This window comes from Campylobacter helveticus (assembly GCF_002080395.1).
Lineage (GTDB): Bacteria > Campylobacterota > Campylobacteria > Campylobacterales > Campylobacteraceae > Campylobacter_D > Campylobacter_D helveticus.
In genome coordinates this window covers 1,322,844-1,341,676 of the sequence record NZ_CP020478.1, presented here as the reverse complement: position 1 = coordinate 1,341,676, position 18,833 = coordinate 1,322,844, and the positions used below count along the sequence as shown (strand labels likewise).

Sequence of the window (18,833 nt, the reverse complement as noted above, 5' to 3'; positions counted from 1 at the left end):
AATGAGTAATGAAAAATTAAATCAGGTCTTACAAAGACAACAATCTCAAATGGTCGATCGTGATGAGACTAGAAAAGAAGATGATATTGTCCAACTTGTTGGTTTTGTGGTTGGAGATGAGGAATATGCTATTCCCATTCTTAATATCCAAGAAATAATTAAGCCTATCGAATTTACGAGAGTGCCTAGTGTGCCTGATTATGTTTTGGGCGTATTTAATATGAGGGGTAATGTAATGCCACTTATCGACCTTGCCCAGCGTTTTAATTTGGGGAGTTCTAAAATGACCCCACAAACGCGTTATATCGTGCTTCGTGGAGAAACAAATGGTAGCGGTGTGGGTGGAAATGCCGGTTTTGTGATAGATAGACTCACAGAAGCAATTAAAATTCATAGAAACAAGATTGACCCGCCACCTGAAACTTTAGCGAAAGAAAAGGGTATGATTTATGGTATAGGCAAAAGAGACGAAAATATCCTTACTATTTTGAAAGTTGAAGCTTTATTAAAGCGTGAATTTTAATGATAAAACTTTGTGTTTTTGATTTTGATTCCACTTTAATGGATGGTGAAACGATAGATATTTTAGCAAATGCTTATGGTGTGGGTGATGAGGTAAAAGCCATCACCCAAAGAGCTATGAACGGTGAGCTTGATTTTTTTGAGAGTCTTCATCAAAGGGTAGCTTTGCTTAAAGGTATGTCTTGTGTTGATGTTTTAAAGGTGAGTCAAAATTTACCTTTAATGAACGGCAGTTTTGAATTGATTGAATTTTTAAATTCTAAAAATATTATTTGTGTAGTTTTTAGTGGCGGTTTTCACGAGGGTGTGGATTGTGCTATGGAAAAACTTAAATTTAAACTTGGTTTTGCAAATTATCTTCATCATAAAAATGGCAAACTTACAGGGCTTGTGGGGGGAGAGATGATGTTTTCTAACTCCAAAGGATTAATGCTAGAAAGATTAAAGCAGTTTTTAAATTTGAGTTTAGAGGAAGTAATGTGCGTAGGAGATGGTGCAAATGATTTGGCGATGTTTGAGCATAGTGGCTTAAAAATCGCTTTTTGCGCCAAGGAAATTTTAAGAGCAAGTGCTAGTGTGTGTATCGATGTGAAAGATTTAAAGGAAATTATAAAGGTAATGTGATGAAACAATTTTCTTTATGGTGTGATTTTGTTGAGGATAATTTTTTGGATAATGAATTTGTTACTTTACTTCATTCTAAAATTAATGGGGCAACCTCTAATCCTCTCATTTTAAAAAATGTGATTTTAACTCCAGCTTATAAAGATAAAATTGCTAAATTGAAAGGTAAAAAGCCTAAAGAAATTTATGAAAGTATCGCGATGCGCGATATTTGCAAGGCTGCGGATAGGTTGGCTTATAAATTTGAAAAGGGAGATGATGGCTTTATCAGTCTTGAAATTGACCCTAGAATTTATGATAATGCTAGTCTTAGCATAGGTGAGGCAAAAAGACTGCACAGCACTATGGCAAGGGCTAATGTTATGATGAAAATTCCAGCGACAAAAGCTTCTTACGAGGTAATGTATGAATTAATGAAAAGTGGCATAAGTGTGAATGCTACTCTCATTTTTTCTCAAAAACAAAACAGGGAATGTTTTGAGGCTTTAAATGAGGGTTTGAAGGCTTTTCGAAAAGAGCAGGCAAGTTCAAAAGCTAGGGAACCTAAGGCTGTGATTAGCATTTTTGTCAGTCGTTTGGATAGAATTTTAAACGAAAGAGTGAATGAGCCAAATAAAATAGGCATTTTGAATGCAAATTTGGCTTACAATTACATTATGGCACAAAATGAGCCAAATATCCGTGCGTTATTTGCTAGCACAGGAGTAAAGGGAGACGATTTACCAAAGGATTTTTATATAAGGGAGCTTTATTTAGATAATGCATTAAATACAGCCCCTTTGGACGCTCTTAGAACTTTTGATGGTAAGGCAGAATTTAAAGAGGCTTTGAGTGATGATAAACTTTGTGAAAAGCTTAATGACTTGGTTTCTAAAGAGCTTTTAGATGAGACTTGTCAGTATTTAATCGATGGAGCTTTAAAGAATTTTTGCGTTGAATTTGATGATTTGTTGGCAAAGTTGTAAAATTAAGCGTTTTTAAATGATTTTAAGATTATAATTTCGCTTTATTTTTTTTAGAAAGGAAAAAGATGTTAGAAGGTATCGTTAGAGAGAGTATCGGTAGAAAAGCGGCAAAAGCTTTAAAAAGAGATGGTTATCTAATTGCAAACATCTATGGTAAAGGCTTGGAGAATATCCACGCGGCTTTTAAGGTTAATGATTTTATTAAAGAAGTGCGTAAAAAAACCACTCTTATCTTTGATGTTAAGGTCGGTGCTAAGACTTTGAGCGTTGTGGTTGTGGATTATCAAAAGGATCCTGTTACGAGCGATTTAAAGCATGTGGATTTAAAAGTTGCTCAAAAGGGAGTGGTATCTAAGTATATGGTTCCAGTAAAAGTTAGTGGAACTGCGATAGGTCTTAAAAATAAGGGTGTTTTAATCCAATCTAAAAGACGCCTAAAGGTTAAATGTGCGGCTGAGAATTTACCAAATTTCTTTGAGCTTGATGTAAGTAAGCTTGATGTGGGTGATGCTTTGCTTGTTAAAGATATAGTTGTTCCACAGGGCGTGAGTATTATCGAAGCAGATAGGGTGGCGGTTGTCGGCGTAGAAAAAGCGAGATGACATTAGTCGTAGGACTTGGAAATATAGGACGCGAGTATGAAAACACGCGTCATAATGTAGGCTTTATGCTGATTGACTTACTTATAAAAGAAAGTCAAACTAGCCTTTTATCTCACTCCAAATTCAAAGGAGAGCTTCATAAACTAGGCTCTTCTTTACTTCTTAAGCCTCATACTTATATGAATCATTCTGGCTTTAGTGTTAAATCTGTTCTTGATTTTTATAAGTGTGAGCGTTTGATTGTTATTCACGATGATATCGACTTGAATCTAGGCGCTTTGCGTTTTAAAAAAGGCGGCTCAAGTGGCGGACATAATGGGCTTAAAAGTGTAGATAGTTTGTGTGGAAATGATTATGAGAGAGTGCGTATAGGTGTAGGAAGAGGTAGGGATACCATTGCTCATGTTTTAGGGCAATTTACAAGTGAGGAAAGTGTGATTTTGGATGAGGTTTTATTAAAGGCTAAGGAATCTTTGCTTGAACTTATGCAAGGTGGCGATTTGGCAAAAATTTCTTCACTTTATAGTTTGAAAGCTTGATGATGGGTGTATTTTTTTATTTTATCTCAACCATTTATCTTAAGAATTTTTTTATTTTATTTTTTGCTTTGCTTGGGTTTTATTGCGGCGTAGATATGCTTTTAAATTTTAAAGATTTACCCGACTCTGCTAACTTAATTTTGCTTTATGTTTTGTTTGTTGGTTTTAGTGCCGTAACTTATATTTTACCCATTTCTTTAATTTTTTCTCTTGTTTTGTCCTTTTTAACTATGATAAGAAATAATGAATTGGTTAGTCTTTATGCTTTAGGTCTGAGTAAAAATAGGGTGGTTATTTATCCTTTTTTATGGGCTTTGTTTTTTTGTTTTATTTATGTTGGATTTAACTTTACATCTTTTGCGTATGCAAATGAATTTAAAAGAAGCATACTTAATAACGGCACTTTAAATAAAAAAAGTGGTGATATTTTTTTGAAATTCAATGAAGAATTTGTTTATGTTAAAAGTTTAGATGATGGATTGGCTAGGGAGATTAAAATTTTTGCTCTAAAGGATGAAAATTTAAGCCATTTTATCCAAGCAAATCGTGCTTTATTTAATGAAGATTCTTGGCTTTTAAGGGACGGAAATATTACGCACATTCCTCAAAAGTTTGTCTTGGGAGAAAATGGTTATAAGAGCGAAAATTTCACAAGTTTGGAAGCGTTGGAGGGGTTTAAGCCAAAAGTTGCTCAAAGCGTGGCAAGTGGTAGAGAGTATTCAATTTATGATGCTTATCAAAGTTTGGTTTTATTTAATTCTCAAGAGCTCAACACGAGAAATTTGAAAATCACCCTTTACAAGCTTATTTTTGCACCCTTTTTTGCACCCTTTTTGATGCTGATAATGTATTATTATTTTCCAGCGATTGCGCGTTTTTTTAACCTTGCCTTTATCGCTTTTATCGCTTTTATCGTAACGCTTGTGGTTTGGGGAGGGTTATTTGTGCTTTTAAGGCTGAGTGAAAATGGAGTGATAAGTGGTGAATTCGGTATTATTTTGCCAAATTTACTTTTAGCTTTTGCTGCTTTGGTGATGTTATTTAAAAAGCGTTAAGGAGAATTTTATGGATTATTTGAAATTGAAAGAAGAATTTAAAACTCCCTTTTATCTTTATGATTTTGATTTGATAAAAAGTCGCTTTTTAGAGCTTAAGGATGTTTTTAAGGCAAGAAAATCACAAATTTTTTATGCGATGAAGGCAAATTCTAATTTAAGCTTATTGCAAATGTTGGTGAGGCTTGATAGTGGATTTGACTGCGTAAGTATAGGGGAGGTTAGAAGAGCTTTAAGGGTAGGAGCAAAGCCTTATAAAATTATATTTAGTGGAGTTGGAAAAAGTGAAGATGAGTTAGAGCAAGCTTTAAAATTTGATATTTTGTATATTAATTTAGAAAGTGAAGAGGAAATGCTACTTTTAGAAAGTGTGGCAAAAAAGCTTAAGCTCAAGGCAAGAATTTCTATAAGAGTAAATCCAAATGTTGATGCTAAAACTCACCCATATATTTCTACGGGTTTAAATGAAAATAAATTTGGAGTGGAAATTGATTTAGCTAGAAAGATGTATTTATACGCTGCGAAAAGTGCGTTTTTAGAGCCTGTTGGAGTGCATTTTCATATAGGTTCGCAATTGCTTGATGTAGCACCTATACACGAAGCAGCGTTTATTGTGGCAAAACTATTAAGAGAATTAAAGGCTTTAAAAATCGAGCTTAAATTTTTTGATGTGGGTGGAGGACTTGGCATAAGCTATGAGGGAGAAAAAGAACCTTGTTTGTATGATTATGCGCAAGGAATTTTGGCAAGTTTAACCGGACTTGATGTAACTATAGGCTTGGAGCCGGGACGCTTTTTGGTTGCAAAGAGTGGAACGCTTGTATGTAGCGTTTTGTATGAGAAGAATACACTTAAAAAACGCTTTATGGTTGTTGATGCGGCGATGAATGATTTAATCCGCCCAAGTCTTTACAATGCTTATCACGAGATAGTTTTACCTTATGCAAAAGGGGAGCCAAGCCTTTGTGATGTGGTTGGTGGAATTTGTGAGAGTGGAGATTTTTTCGCTAAGGGGCGTAAGCTTCCAAAAAGTGAGAGAGGGGACATTGTTTTAATCAAAGAAGCTGGAGCATACGGCTTTACTATGAGCAGTAATTATAATACGCGTCCTAGAATTTGTGAGCTTGCTATCGAAAATAGCGTTGTTAAAATGGTGCGTAAAAGGGAAAAATTTGAGGATTTAATAGCTTTAGAAGAAGAGTGTTTGGATTAAGCATTAAAGAAATTTCTCCTTGGAATTTTCAAGGAGAAATTTTATATAGGACTTTTAAGTCTTCTTTTAAAAAATGCTCCCATAATCAAAATGATTGTAAAGGCAATGAAAAAATATAAAAATTTAGGAATAGGAATAGGATCGCCCGCTGCGTAAGAATGAAGCCCAGACAAATAAAAATTCACCCCAAAATAAGTCATTAAAATGGAATAAAACCCTAAAATACTTGCACTTGCAAAAACATAAGGATTGTTAAATTTAGGGATAAATCTAAGGTGCAAAATAATAGCATAAATAATGATAGAGATTAAAGCCCAAGTTTCTTTAGAATCCCAGCCCCAGTATCTTCCCCAACTCTCATTTGCCCAAACGCCACCTAAAAAATTTCCTACGGTTAGCAGGGCAAGTCCTATTATCATCGCCATTTCATTAATGCAGTGTAAATTTAAAATGCTTTGGTCAATTTGTGCTTTTTTAGGGTTTCTTAGCATAAATAAAATTAAACTAAACACGCCAAGTAAAAAGCAAAGTCCTAAAAATCCATAACTTGCCGTGATAATAGAAACATGAATATTGAGCCAATAAGATTTTAAAACAGGCACAAGGTTTGTAATTTGCGGGTCCATAAAGCCAAGATGAGCTACAAAAAGCGAAATTCCCGCCATAATGCTTGCAGTGCAAAGAGCTAGGGAGGATTTTTTATAAAAAATTAATCCCGAAAAAGCACAAGCAAAAGCTATATAAATCATACTTTCATAAGCATTACTCCAAGGAGCGTGACCGCCCACATACCAACGAAATGCTAGAGCTAAAGCGTGAGCCAAAACACTTAAAGTAATGAGAGCAAAAATGCTTCTTTTGAATATTTTAGATGCTTTTTTAAGACTTAGAATTTCATAACTAAGCAAGATGAAAAGCACACCACCTAGTAAAAGATAAACTAGGGTGAGGTTATTAAAAATATTATAATGATTTAGAAAAATTTCTAAAGAGATTTGGGTAGGTGCGGGAATGAGATTTGCACCATAAAAATTTTGGAAATTTTTAAGATTTTTTAAATCTTCATCAGCCTTAGAAAAATCTTTACTGCTAAGAGCTTGCTCGAAATCAAAAAAATACTTTGCCAATAAGCCTTGTATATTTTCTATATCTTTTAAACTAAAGGGCATAGAAGTAGCTGGAGAATACCAAGTATAAGTCCTTTGGCTTGGGTCTGGAAATATCCTAAAAATTTCTCCACTATAAATATAAAAAGCAGTATTAATCTTTTCATCAAGTGCTAAAATGTCTTTGTCAAATTGATTTCTTAGTGCGGGTTTTTTGCGATTTGCCTCTTCGATATAATTTGAAAGCTTATAATCATCTCCGTCAAAAACATCATCGTAAGCGAGGTATTTTTCATCTTTGTCTACCCCTAAAATCTCTTTTAGTTTTGGAGTTTTAACGCTAATCATCTTAATTTGTCTAAAGTGTTGTGGGTATATCATCATACCAAGGAAAATTTGATTGTAGTTTAAGCCTAAAAAATCATCTTTTTTGGTGATTTTGTGGATATAATTCATCGCTAAAGTATCGATAGGCTTTATTCTACCATCAAAATCTTGAACGAGTAAAGTTCCAAAAAGCATAGAGTGCTTCGTGGAATTATCTTTAATGTTTTGAATTAGCCTTAAGGCATTTTCATCGGCAAAACCTTTAGTGTGTAGAGCAAAGAAGCAAATGATGATAAATAGAAGATTTTTTTGATTCTTAAGATAATTTGATAATTTTTGAAACCTTGAATTTTTGGCAAATAAAATCCACAAAAAACCCAAAGTAAGCAGGGTGTATCCTATATAGGTTGGGATTTTACCAGGGTCTTTATTTACAGAAAGTATAGTGCCTTGCTCATCTTGGTCATAAGAGCTTTGAAAGAAACGATAGCCACCATAGTCTAAAACATTATTCATAAAAATTTTATACTCAAAACTTTTATCCTCATCAACCACTTCAATATCCGAAGCATAAGATGAGGGACTCATAGAGCCCGCGTAACGATCTAGAATGAAATCTTTTAAACTTAATGAGAAAGGAAGCTTAATCTCTTCTGGTCCCCAATTTAAAGCAAAAATTTCACCGCCTAATCTAAAAGGCAGAACATTTTCATTATTATAGTTTGGGGTAAGTAAAATTTCCTTAGTTTCACCATTAAAAGAAATTTGCATTTTGATGATGGGATTACTCATTGCATCAGGGGCTTTTTTATAATCAAGCAATTTTAAATCTATTGTTTTATTTGGCATAGAAACCTTTTTTTCAAAATCATTATGAAGAAAGGGGTTAAAAGCTATACCAAAAGATTGATATTCTACAACTTTACCCTCGTCATTATAAAGCATTAAGGCTATAAATTCATCTCTTGTAACGATAGTATTGGAGCTTTCTCCCTCTCTTATATGCATACCGCCCTCTACTCCAAAATAACGCGTAATACCAGCCCCAAGCAAAATGACTATAAAAGCACTATGTAAGATTAGGGAAGCGTATTTTTTTCTTTGTAAAAGTTTATGTGCGAAGATAATGCCTATAAGATTGAGTAAAAGTAAAATGTGCAATATATCAAACCACAAAGTGTTATAAACCAAAGCTTTAGCAGCACTCGTGCCAAAATCATTTTCCACAAAAGTCGCTACCGCACAAGAAAAAGCATAAATAAAAAGTAAGATAAGACTTGCCCAAAATGAAAAAAAGATTTTTTTAAACATTTTTTTCCTTATAAGCTAAAAAAAGTTTTTTAAAAAGTTCATCTTTATTTAGTTCGTGGTTTTCTTTCTCTTTTAAAATTTCCATAGTTAAAGCAAGACGCTTAGCACTCATAAAACCGGGATAAATCAGCAGGGTTTTATGATTAGGGGTAAAGAAAACTAGAGTAGGCGTAGCGTCTATGTTAAATTCTTTTGCAAGTTCTTCTGTGCTTGTTTTTTTATCATCATAATTATGGATTTTGTGATAACTCGTGTTAATATAATAAGAATTGTATGTGTTTTTTAAGATATTTTGAACTTCTTTATCGTTTTGAATTTCGTGTTTTAATTTATCGCAATAGGTGCAATTATTTGCACTAAAGATAATCAATACAGGTTTGTTGGAAAAAACAATGTTTTGATTGTCCTTAAAAAATTCTGCAATTTCTTTGTAAGAATTTAAATCAAGATTATTAGCATCTTGTTTATGTTTTTCCGTAGTTTGTGTTCCTTTTGAGAGTATGGCTTCATCTATTTTTTCATCATTACAAGCGCAAAATAATAATGCTACAAATCCTAAAGTCAGTTTTTTAAACATCAAATCCTTTCTTTTAAATTGCCTAGAAAATCTAGGCAATTATTATTTTAGTAAATCTACTATAAAAGCATAAATCATTAAGAATAAGAAAATCATTCCCGTAATTAGCATTAAATAACCTACTAACTTTGCTATGCCTTTATAAGAATTAAATTTGGAGTTTTTCTCATATAGACTCTCAAGTTTTCCGCTTTCCTTCAGGCGTTTATAATAAACACTTCTTTCCTGCTTGATTTCAGCTTCACTTTGAGTTCCTGAAAAAATTACCATATCCATAGGGAAGCGATCCGCTCTAAAATGGGTATTAAAGAAATGGATGGCAAAGATAAATCCTGTCGCAAGTAGAGCTTCATCAGAATGCACTAAAGAGCAAAGATTAATCATCCAGCCCGGTAAAAAGGTGCTAAAGAAAGTAGGGAACCATAAAACAAGTCCCGAAAGCCCTATTACAAACATACCCCAAAATACAGCTAGATAATCAAATTTTTCCCAATAAGTCCAGCGGTCAAATTGCGGTCTTTCGCCCATACCAAAGAACCATTTAAAGTGTGCCTTCATATCTCTAAAATCTTGCCAATTTGGCATTAAGGAATCTGGACCAAAAAGCGCTCTTAAAATTTTCATTTTATCGAGCTTACCTGTTTGTGGGTCGCGCACCAAATCTCTTCTTTTCCAATTCACAAGCATAATTTCCCCAATATGTGAGAAAAAGACTGCAAACATAACGATAGCGCTAATATGATGCACAACAGTCGCACCGATAGGACCACCCATAAGATTTATCATAGTTTGCGCCCAAGGAGCAGAATAAAATTTTTGTGGCAGACCCGAGAAAGCCAAGCCTAAGAAACTTGCTGCCATAAAGAAGTGCTGAATTTTATGGAAAGTTGTAAATCGTTTGATTAAAACCTTATCATTATGAGCATTTTCTTTTGCTTTTTTCCATTCCACAGGGTGTGAAAGTCTAGCCAAAATGAGTCTTATGCTCCAAAGTAAAGTGTGCAAACCAAAGAACACAAACACTCCTATCACTAAAGCTGTCATAAAAATATAGGCTCCGTGAAGCATAGGATAATTTTCTCCATCAGTATGGTCAGCGTGTGCGATGAAATTTGCAAAATTTTCATTAGAATTTGGATGGCATTGTGCGCAAGTTTGAACGCGGTTTAAAGGTGATAGTGTTGAATTTAAATCTTCAACCTTTAAAATATTGTGCTTACCGTGACAATCATAACAAGCTGCGATTTTTGGCGCACTACCTGGGCTATTTAAAACCATAGCCTTGCCGTGGAAAGTATCGTGGTAGCGGTCTTGTTTATCCTGATGGCACTCACCGCATTTAAAATCACTTCTTTGCTTTAAGGTCATTGCATTCATTAAAGGGTCATTGCTGTGAATATCGTGGCAAGTTGTGCAAGTTGGAGCTTTTTTACCCTCTTTGCTAAGTTCCATTTGGTTGATATTTTGATGGATACTATGCTTAAATTCTTTATCAACTTCCTTATGGCAGCTTGCGCAATTTTTGTTGATGAGTTCTAAATTTGCAGCATTGTTGTAGCGGATGGATTTTTTATCTTCTCCCTTTCCGTGGCAATCCCTACAGCTTGGAGTATTTCCAAAATACATTCTTGAGTGAATACTATCTTTAAAATCATCCAGATTTTTAGCACTTTGCCATTTTTCAATTTGCTCTTTATGAACTTTTCTTCCTGAAAGCACCCACGATTCTATACCATCTAGCATCACATAAACACGGGTGTAACCAAGCTTTTGACTTAAACTTGCAAGGTTGGAGGCGTCAAAAGTAAAGCGATTAGAACCATAAAAAATTAAAGTAGCGTTAAAATCATCTGGTAATAAATTTTGCCAGTTTTGAGAATCTACTAAAATGGCATCTGGTATATTACCAGCAAGTTTTCTTTCCTCATCTGGATTAACATCGATAAAATAGACATTTTTCTGTCCTAAAAGTTTTTCAGCCTCTCCCATACTAATGGGAGTTACGCCTTCTACTATACCAATTTGAATTTTTCCATCAGCGTATAAAGAGGGATTTAAAAAACAAAAAAGAGCAAGTAGTATGAGTTTTACTAAACTTCGTTTCAAAATTTACTCCTTAAAATCGCCCAAAAATGGGCGAAAAATTATTTTAAAATGTTCTTAGCTTCTTGTATATAAATCAAAGCTTCATCGACTATTTTTTTAGAGTAAACAGGACCATGAACACCCCAAGAGCCGTCTTTTTGTAATTTTTCCGCAATGGCTCTTGCTTGATTAGCTAGGGTAATTACACGAGATTTTTTCTCCACAGAAAGTTTAGGATTTTCAGCCATAGCTTTATCGATTTCCTTTACACCTTTAAGGATATTTTCATAGCCTTCTTTAACAGGTTTTTGCCAACCCACAACAACATTATAGATGGTCTCTTGGTCTGTAAAGTGAAGTTTCTTAGGCAGATTTGACTGCACTGCACTATGACATCCACTTGCTCCAGGTCCCATTAAATTTGGATCGCTAAAGCTTGTGCGTCCGCAAGCCCACATAAGGTCAAGGAAGAATCTTCCATCATCATCTCTAGCTATGGTCCATCCAGGAGTTTTTGGTGACCTTTCTTTACCTTCTGGTGGGTTGAGAGATTTTGCAGTTTTATCTACTTTTATCTTCCAAATGTGAGAGGCTCTAACATTATCAAATCCACCCTTATCAGGATTTTGAACCGCTCCAAAATTCTCACAACTCATCATATTTGGCATATGGCAAGAGGTGCAATTATCCTTAGAGTGAATTCCACCTTGTTTAAAGAAGCTTGCTTGTGTATCGTGGCAATCTGTGCAAGTTTTTTTAAGTCCTACTTTAGTATAACCATCTTTCCAATCATTAAAAGTAACCTCGTGTGGGTCGTGGCAAGTTGAACATCTCATACCCTTATCATAATGTTCTGAGCTATACATTTGTGCGCCCTCAGTTCCACAAGCTGGACAACTAGACTTAAAAAATGCGTTAAATGGTTTTCTAGGATTTTTCTTAGCATCTTCTTCGTTATAAGAAAATCTTTGGTGGCATCTTTCGCAATTTGATGGCATACCAGCACCTCTAGCTCCATAAAGGTGAGCGCCTGCTCCGTGGCATTCTTCGCAAGAAATTCCTTTGGCGATGGTGTGTTTTCTAAGCTCTTGAGCATTTCCTAAAGCTTTGTAAAACTCTTCTTTGCTTTTAAAGTCAAATTTGAAAGTATGACAGGTTTCGCAATATGCACTTGCTGGTTGGAAAAGCATAGTTTGGCGATATTTTGCTGCATAAGAGTTGGTCCCCCAAACTTGTGAGCCGTTGCCACCAAATTCTTCCATAGTGGTAGGGAATCCTGGAGAAAATTCTGCTATTCTTTTAGTCATTTCAGGTGTTAAGAACTCACTCCAAAGCCTTGAAAATTGGTTTCCTCCAGCTACAAGCTTTCCAGTCATATTACTAAGATTTCCATCTTCAATATGATAAGTTCCGCGAACTAGCCATTTATCGACAAATCCATATTTTGTTCTTGGTGTCCCAATGACGGCAAAAACATCATCTGGATAAATTCCATCTGGTAAAATGGTGGATTGTGAGTTATACATAGGTTTTTTTAAGTCATTTCCCACTTCTTCAAATTCATCTGGAAAACGAACTGTTTTAGCGTGGCGTGACCTTTCCCAAGCTTTATATTGTGCTGGATGGCACTCACCGCACTTTTTTGGACCTACGAATTTATTTGGAAAATCTAAGAAAGATTCCATTCCCAAACGATAAGTTACCGAGGCGTGAGCTAGATTATTTTGCTCTGCGAAAGTAGGACCATTAGAAAATTCTACATACTCTTCCTCTCTATCGCTGATAGCATATTTACCAACTATACGCCCCTCTTTTTCATATTTAAACATTGGGTGATGCTCTTTTAAATATTTAAAAAACGCATCTTCTTGATGGACATAACCCTCAAGAGTCCTTGGCTTTGTATTGCCATCTTGTGCGGCTTGTCCTTGAATGAGAACATTTGAATTCTCCGCACCACTTGCACTTAACCCTATTCCAAGCAATAGAGTTAAAACCATTCCTTTAGGGACGAACTTCTTCATAAGATACACCTTATAAATTAATTTTTAAGTTAATATAATGAAATAAATTATTTAAGATATAAATCATCTCATTTAATTTTTATTAACTTTTATGTAAATGTAGTATCATTAAGCTTAATAATTGATAAAAACAAAAAAAAAAAATGATTTTTTTTAAAAATTCTCTACAAATTAATGCAACCTATTTAAATATTGCTAAGAAATTTTAAACAATTTTTGGAGAAATACTAACTTTTAAAAAGCTAAATTTTTGAGAGGCTTTTAAGTGTATTTTTATAATTTTTTTTAAATTAAAGATATTATTGCATTACAAAAAGTAATTTCAAAGCTTTGTTTTTAGTGTGAGATAGAGAAAACTGAGGATTTTATATAAGAGAAGACTTGCCTAGAAACTCGCAAAGAAAGGGCGGTTATCATTCCCTTTCTAAAATGAGTTAAAATTGATTCATAATCTTATGCCAAATGTTACTAAAGACACTTGGCTTTTTTTCTTTATTTTCTTTAAAATCTAGTTGCTCTTGTATGCTTATCGCATCATTTTCCTGCAAATCATCATTGAAAAGTTCATTTCGTATTTCATCCTCTTCTTCTTTTTGAGGGATAAATTCTTGTTTAATTTGGCGATTGAAATTTTCAATTTCGCCTTTATATCTTAATTTTTCATTAGAATCTAATTCATAAGGGGTGAAATATCCAGCTCCATAAAGACAAAGTCCTATGGCGCAAGTATTTTCTGGGTCGTTAAAAATTTCATTAAAGCCGCCGATTAAGTCTTTTCTAGCATTTGCAAGGCGGACAGATTTATTATCAAAAGTGGCAGAAGCAAGCTCATCAAGTCCTGCAAGTTTTGTCATACCTCCAGTTAGCACTACGCCTCCGCCTGTGCTATTGGCATACCGATTGTCGCTTAAAATTTTTGCTAAAATCATTAAAGTTTCTTCAGTTCTTGCATAAATCACATTAGAGACGGCATCAAGGGCATATTCATTAACCTTTTTTTCATCTCCCATAGCTGGAACCTGTATGAGGACATTTGGTTGTGTAGAAAAAGCAGCGTAGTTAAGCTTCACTTTCTCCGCTTCTTTTAGTGGTGCGTGCAAGGCGATGGATAAATCTTGCGTAATATTAATTGAGCCTATTTGTAAGCAGTCGTTATAGCGTATTGAATTTCCCATATGCACTACCATATCGCAAATTGCTCCACCCATATCGATTAAAACCGCACCAAGTTCTTTTTCACTATCGTCCAAACAAGCTATAGATGAGGCATAGCCTGAAAGAACGATATTGTCCACGCGTAAATCAGCCAACTCTACGGCTTTTTTCAAATTTTTAATGTGTGATTCTTGTGAGATAACAATGTGTGTTGAGACTTCAAGACGATTTCCGCTCATCCCTAAAGGGTCATCAACATGTTCTAAGTCGTTGATTTTGAAATTATAAGGTAAAACATGGATAATCTCATATCCACTTGGCAAATTTGCTGTATGTTTAGCCGTGCTTACAGCCCTGTGAATTTCTTTAATGCCGATTTCGTGGTTTGGGATATTAACAACGCCCACACTATCAACACTTTTGGTATAAGCACCAGAAATGGAAACAACGACCTTATCATAATGCACTCCGCTCATCATTTCAGCACTACTAACAGCTTCTTCTATGGATTTTGAGGCTAATTCTATATTAGTAATGGCACCCTTTTTCACTCCACTTGTTTTTGTTTTTGCAAAGCCTATAATTTTAAGTCCGTCTTCATCTTTTTGAGCGATGATAGCGCAAGTTTGCGTTGAGCCTAAGTCAATTCCTAATATATTCACATTTTTCCCTTAGTGATAAATTTTAATCTTGTATGTCTTTTTTAATTCTTCCAAAAGCTCTTGCTTAATTTCATTACTTTTAAGAGACTTTAAGCTTGGTTCCAGCATTGTTTTGTATTGATTAAAATCTTGCTTATTTGGATTTAATTTTTGTTTTTTAATCCTATAAAGTATAGCTTTTTTATCATCAATTAGCACATAAGAGCTATTTTGTTCGGAGTTAAAAACTTGCGAAAGAAAGAAGCTAAATTCGGCATTATTTAGCATTTCATCACTAATTTTTTTAGAATCTTTGATAGAATTTCTGCTGACAAAGTCAAGCTCTATACCGCTGAAATTATTTAATGCTTTTTGGGCTTTTTCTTCAAGGGCTTTCTTTGCTTCTTCACTATAATAAAGTGGTAAAACTTCAGCTTTTGCTTCTTCGAAATTTTTGACGCGCACAGGATTTACCTTGTTTAAACGTAAGATGATAAAACCATCTTTGCAAATTTTACCTTCACATTCTTGCCAAACTAGAGGTTTTAAAATATCGTTATTTTTAGCCTTTGCTAGGAGTTCGAGCGGATAGGTTTTATCACTTTCACTAATGTTTAAATCTTTTTGAAAACTATCTTTTTGATTTCTCAAGGCGACAAATTTCTCGTTAGCTAAATTTTTTGTTTTTTCTAAGCTTAAATCCTTTATCACCATTTCTTTGGCTACTTCAAAATCTAAAATTTTGCCATCTTGGGCTTTATATTTAAATTTGTTATTTTCATCCTCGTAAAAAGCTTTGAGTTCATCTTGTGTAAAATTAGCCTTTTTCGCTTCGATAAAATAGCTGGAAAGCTCGTAGTTTTTTTGTGTTTTAAAATTATCCTTATGGGCTTCCCATAGTTTTTTGAGTGCGACTTCATCGACGGCTAAATCTTTTTTGTCAAGGCTTATTTTGGATATTTCTAAAGCATCTTGCATAAAATAACTTGCTGCCAACATTTGCAATTCATTTTCCTTGCTGGGCAATTCAAAAATTTTATTGAGTTTGTTAAGAATAATTTTATCGCTTAAAATTTGCTCATAATTCTTAGAAAGTATGTTGTTTTGTTTTAAAATGGCGTAGTAAATATTTTTATCAAAAATTCCATTAACATTTTGAAATTCTTCTGCCCCAGAAAGTTCTTGTATGACTTCCTTTTCATTAGCCCAAAGCCCCAAGCTTTTAGCAAAATTGAGCAAAAGTTTGTCTTCGATGAGAGAATTTAATGCTAAATCTTTAAGCCCTAACTTTTCAGCATTTTCTTCGTCCAATTTTCCATTGCTAATTTGATTATAGTAACCATAGATTTGGTTATATCTTAGATTAAATTCCACAAAAGAGATTTTTTCATCACCTACAACAGCGACAGAACTATTTCTATTTTGGTTATAATCATATGCCCCCCAGCCCACAACACCAGCCCCAACAAAGGCAATTACGCTAATCCATATAGTTACGACCAGATATTTCTTATGGTGTTGCATCCAAGTAAGCATATAATATTCCTCTCAGCATTTTTATAAAGCTTTTATTTTATCAAATAAGTTTTAAACAAGCTTTAATTTTTTAAATATTTCATTACTTTTTACCCAATTAAGCTATAATGCGGAAAATAAGCTTAAGGATAGATTTTGCAAATTCCACATATCCCAGTTTTAGCGCGAGAAGTTAATGTGCTTTTTCAAAAGATTGATGAGGGGACTTTTTTAGATTGCACTTTGGGTTATGCGGGGCATAGCGAAATGATACTTAAGACGCATCCAAATTTACACTTAATCGCTTGCGACCAAGATATGGAAGCATTGAAATTCTCTAAAAAGCGTTTAGAAAATTTCAGCACGAGAATTAAGTTACATCATACGAATTTTTCACAAATTTTAGAGCAGATTGAGCCGGGAAATTTAAGAGGCATACTTGCAGATATTGGTGTTTCATCTTTGCACTTAGATAAAAATGAAAGAGGCTTTTCTGTGCATTCTAATTTTTTAGATATGAGAATGGATAAAAGTCAAGAGTTAAGTGCTTTTGAGGTTGTAAATTTTTATCCAAAAGAAAAACTTGCTGAGATTTTTAAAACTTACGGCGAGTTAAGAGATGGAGATTTGTTGGCGGAAAAAATTGTTCGAGCGAGAGCAAAAAAAGAGTTAAAAAGTGCGAAAGAGCTTTGTGAAATTCTGGGCGACACAAGACTTAGAAATAGAAAAATACCTCGTGCCATTTTGGCTTTTCAAGCTTTAAGGATAGAGGTAAATAGAGAACTAGAGGTTTTAGAGCTTTTTTTACAAAAACTGGAAAATTTGAATCTAAAAGACTGCATTTTGGCTATAATTTGCTTCCACTCTTTAGAGGATAGAGTGGTAAAAAATTATTTTAAAAAGTGGGCTAAGGCTTGCATTTGCAATGAAAGGGCATTGCGTTGTGAATGTGGAGCAAATCATAGCTTGGGTGAAATTTTAACCAAAAAGCCCATAACTCCAAGTGAAATTGAGAAAAAAAGTAATCCGCGTTCTTCTTGTGCGAAAATGCGAGCTTTTTATTTTAAGTGAGAGTTGATGTTAGAAGAAGATTTTTTAAAAGAAAAGCAAAATATACGCCAAAAAATGCTTAAATATTCGCGTGCGATGACGCGTGGAATTCCTATGGATGAGGAACTTAAAAAAGAAATTTCTAGCGATGATATTCTAAGAAGACGCGTAAAAAACAAGCGACAAAATTTGCTTAACGAAGAATTTTTTGAGCCAAATTCGGCGAAAAAATCCAACATTTATCTTAAAGAAGATTTAATTAATGTCAAATTAGAAGAGAGACAGCCCTTAGGTTCTAAATTTTTTGTTTATTTTAAGGGGAAAAAGAGGGCAAAAGAAAACAAAAAGGAAGAAAAAGAAAGTGTAAAAACTGAAAATAAAAAAGTAAAAGGTGAGAAAAAGAGAAGTTTTACTTTTAGTTTTAAAAGAGTAAAAAAAGTAGAGCAAGCTCTCAAAAAAGAAACCTTAACTCAAATTAACACTACAAAAGAATCTTCAAATTTAAATCAAATCAAGCCAACTTCTTTCAATGCAAATCCTAAAATTTCAGTTTCAAAATCCCAAGCTCCACAAAAAATTGATTTAAAAGCTGAAAAAAAAGAAACGAAAATTAAGGCGGAATTTAAAAAGGTGGAGGAAAAGCCTTTAAAACTGATAGAAAAAGAGACTAACACTCAGCCCATCGCTACCACAAAAGAATTAGACATTAAGGCTTTAGAGGCTAAAAATACTTTGCTTGAGGGGTTTAGTAATGCAACGAAAGAAGACAGAAATTTAAATGCGAATCATTTGCTTTTTGCGAGTTTGTTGATTACTTTTGCTTTATTTTTATTTGCGCCGCAAATTTATATACGCAATCAAATTTATTATCTAAGTAGAGAAATTGCCACACTAAAAGCGGAGGAAAGTGTGCTAAATGAAGAAAATAAAGAGCTTAAAAGGCGTTTGGAAAATATGCGTTTTCAAAATCAAATTTTAGATTATTTAGAGTGATATTGAACGATTTTTTCTAAGACATATTGTTCAAGTGAGTTTTTTGGCACTTCCTCTTCTAGGGCTTGTTTGTAAATTTCTTCTACAATTTGCGAATATTTTTCATAAGCAAAGCAGGGAAAATGGTTTTGCCACGCTTTTAAGATAAGCTTTTTTGATATGATTTTCCTTGCGTAAAGCTTAAAAATATCAAAACCTATAAATACAAAAGCGGTAACCAAAACCGCACTAATGATGCTGATATGAAAATCCAAAAGCGTGAAAAAATAATGCGTTATAACGAGTAGGGGAAGTAAAACGACAAGGCATAAAATCCCATAATAAATATAAGCATTAAGTGTTTTAATTTTGAAATTTAATTTGGCTGGGTCTATAAGCATACCTTCGTTAAATAGGACATTTGATTCTAGTAAATCTCTTAAAAGCACAGGGTGCTTGGAAATTTTGAAAAGGAAATTAAGGCTAAAATCTTTAAATTTTTTCATTTTGACTTCTTTTTTGATTTAAATTTGGCGTATTTTAGCATAAA

The 18,833-nt window shown here is 33.9% G+C and carries 16 protein-coding genes; 9 read left to right on the top strand and 7 right to left on the bottom strand.

Annotated features, from left to right (window positions below; all coding sequences use genetic code 11):
- Position 1 precedes the first annotated feature (1 nt).
- The 7 genes from CHELV3228_RS07075 to lysA all read left to right on the top strand — a co-directional run bounded on the left by CHELV3228_RS07075 (position 2) and on the right by lysA (position 5,520).
- Entirely contained in the window at positions 2-523 is a 522-nt protein-coding gene (locus CHELV3228_RS07075) for a chemotaxis protein CheW (protein WP_082200317.1), read from the top strand.
- On the top strand, positions 523-1,146 hold the full coding sequence (gene serB / locus CHELV3228_RS07070) for a phosphoserine phosphatase SerB (protein ID WP_082200316.1): 624 nt from the start codon (positions 523-525) through the stop codon (positions 1,144-1,146). The genes CHELV3228_RS07075 and serB overlap by 1 nt, the downstream gene beginning before the upstream one ends.
- Positions 1,146-2,111 (top strand): transaldolase, encoded by a 966-nt coding sequence (locus CHELV3228_RS07065; RefSeq protein WP_082200315.1) that lies wholly within the window; start codon positions 1,146-1,148, stop codon positions 2,109-2,111. The genes serB and CHELV3228_RS07065 overlap by 1 nt, the downstream gene beginning before the upstream one ends.
- Positions 2,112-2,176: 65 nt before the next feature.
- A complete protein-coding gene (locus CHELV3228_RS07060) occupies positions 2,177-2,713 on the top strand; it encodes a 50S ribosomal protein L25/general stress protein Ctc (RefSeq protein ID WP_082200314.1) in 537 nt (178 codons plus the stop codon).
- Positions 2,710-3,252 carry an aminoacyl-tRNA hydrolase gene (gene pth, locus CHELV3228_RS07055; RefSeq protein ID WP_082200313.1) on the top strand — a complete coding sequence of 181 codons (543 nt, stop codon included), beginning with the start codon at positions 2,710-2,712 and terminating at the stop codon, positions 3,250-3,252. Before CHELV3228_RS07060 ends, pth begins: the two co-directional genes overlap by 4 nt.
- A gap of 2 nt (positions 3,253-3,254) precedes the next feature.
- Positions 3,255-4,307 carry an LptF/LptG family permease gene (locus tag CHELV3228_RS07050; RefSeq protein ID WP_082200312.1) on the top strand — a complete coding sequence of 351 codons (1,053 nt, stop codon included), beginning with the start codon at positions 3,255-3,257 and terminating at the stop codon, positions 4,305-4,307.
- 10 nt (positions 4,308-4,317) lie between these two features.
- Positions 4,318-5,520, top strand: coding sequence for a diaminopimelate decarboxylase (gene lysA / locus CHELV3228_RS07045; protein ID WP_082200311.1), 1,203 nt, complete (start codon positions 4,318-4,320; stop codon positions 5,518-5,520).
- Positions 5,521-5,561: 41 nt separating this feature from the next.
- Here the strand turns inward: lysA and CHELV3228_RS07040 are convergent, their stop codons facing one another.
- From CHELV3228_RS07040 to CHELV3228_RS07015, 6 genes are all read right to left on the bottom strand, one after another.
- Positions 5,562-8,264 (bottom strand): cytochrome c biogenesis protein CcsA, encoded by a 2,703-nt coding sequence (locus tag CHELV3228_RS07040; RefSeq protein WP_082200310.1) that lies wholly within the window; start codon positions 8,262-8,264, stop codon positions 5,562-5,564.
- Entirely contained in the window at positions 8,257-8,841 is a 585-nt protein-coding gene (locus CHELV3228_RS07035) for a SoxW family protein (RefSeq protein ID WP_082200309.1), read from the bottom strand. The genes CHELV3228_RS07040 and CHELV3228_RS07035 overlap by 8 nt, the downstream gene beginning before the upstream one ends.
- Positions 8,842-8,883: 42 nt before the next feature.
- Positions 8,884-10,947, bottom strand: a complete 2,064-nt coding sequence (locus CHELV3228_RS07030) for a rhodanese-like domain-containing protein (RefSeq protein WP_082200308.1) — start codon at positions 10,945-10,947, stop codon at positions 8,884-8,886.
- Positions 10,948-10,985: 38 nt separating this feature from the next.
- Positions 10,986-12,950 (bottom strand): multiheme c-type cytochrome, encoded by a 1,965-nt coding sequence (locus CHELV3228_RS07025; protein WP_082200307.1) that lies wholly within the window; start codon positions 12,948-12,950, stop codon positions 10,986-10,988.
- A gap of 434 nt (positions 12,951-13,384) precedes the next feature.
- Positions 13,385-14,767: a cell division protein FtsA gene (gene ftsA / locus CHELV3228_RS07020; RefSeq protein ID WP_082200306.1), complete on the bottom strand. Its 1,383-nt coding sequence runs from the start codon at positions 14,765-14,767 to the stop codon at positions 13,385-13,387.
- A 9-nt stretch (positions 14,768-14,776) separates the two neighbouring features.
- Positions 14,777-16,282: a peptidylprolyl isomerase gene (locus CHELV3228_RS07015; RefSeq protein WP_082200305.1), complete on the bottom strand. Its 1,506-nt coding sequence runs from the start codon at positions 16,280-16,282 to the stop codon at positions 14,777-14,779.
- Between the two features lie 135 nt (positions 16,283-16,417).
- On the opposite strand from CHELV3228_RS07015, the gene rsmH reads away from it, so the two are divergent.
- Both rsmH and CHELV3228_RS07005 read left to right on the top strand, forming a co-directional pair.
- A complete protein-coding gene (rsmH, locus tag CHELV3228_RS07010) occupies positions 16,418-17,332 on the top strand; it encodes a 16S rRNA (cytosine(1402)-N(4))-methyltransferase RsmH (protein ID WP_082200304.1) in 915 nt (304 codons plus the stop codon).
- 6 nt (positions 17,333-17,338) lie between these two features.
- Complete coding sequence (locus CHELV3228_RS07005) at positions 17,339-18,304, top strand: hypothetical protein (protein WP_082200303.1); 966 nt, start codon at positions 17,339-17,341, stop codon at positions 18,302-18,304.
- Here CHELV3228_RS07005 and CHELV3228_RS07000 read toward each other — a convergent pair.
- Positions 18,292-18,789 (bottom strand): hypothetical protein, encoded by a 498-nt coding sequence (locus CHELV3228_RS07000; protein ID WP_082200302.1) that lies wholly within the window; start codon positions 18,787-18,789, stop codon positions 18,292-18,294. The two genes, CHELV3228_RS07005 and CHELV3228_RS07000, sit on opposite strands and share 13 nt — an antisense overlap.
- Between the last annotated feature and the right edge of the window lie 44 nt (positions 18,790-18,833).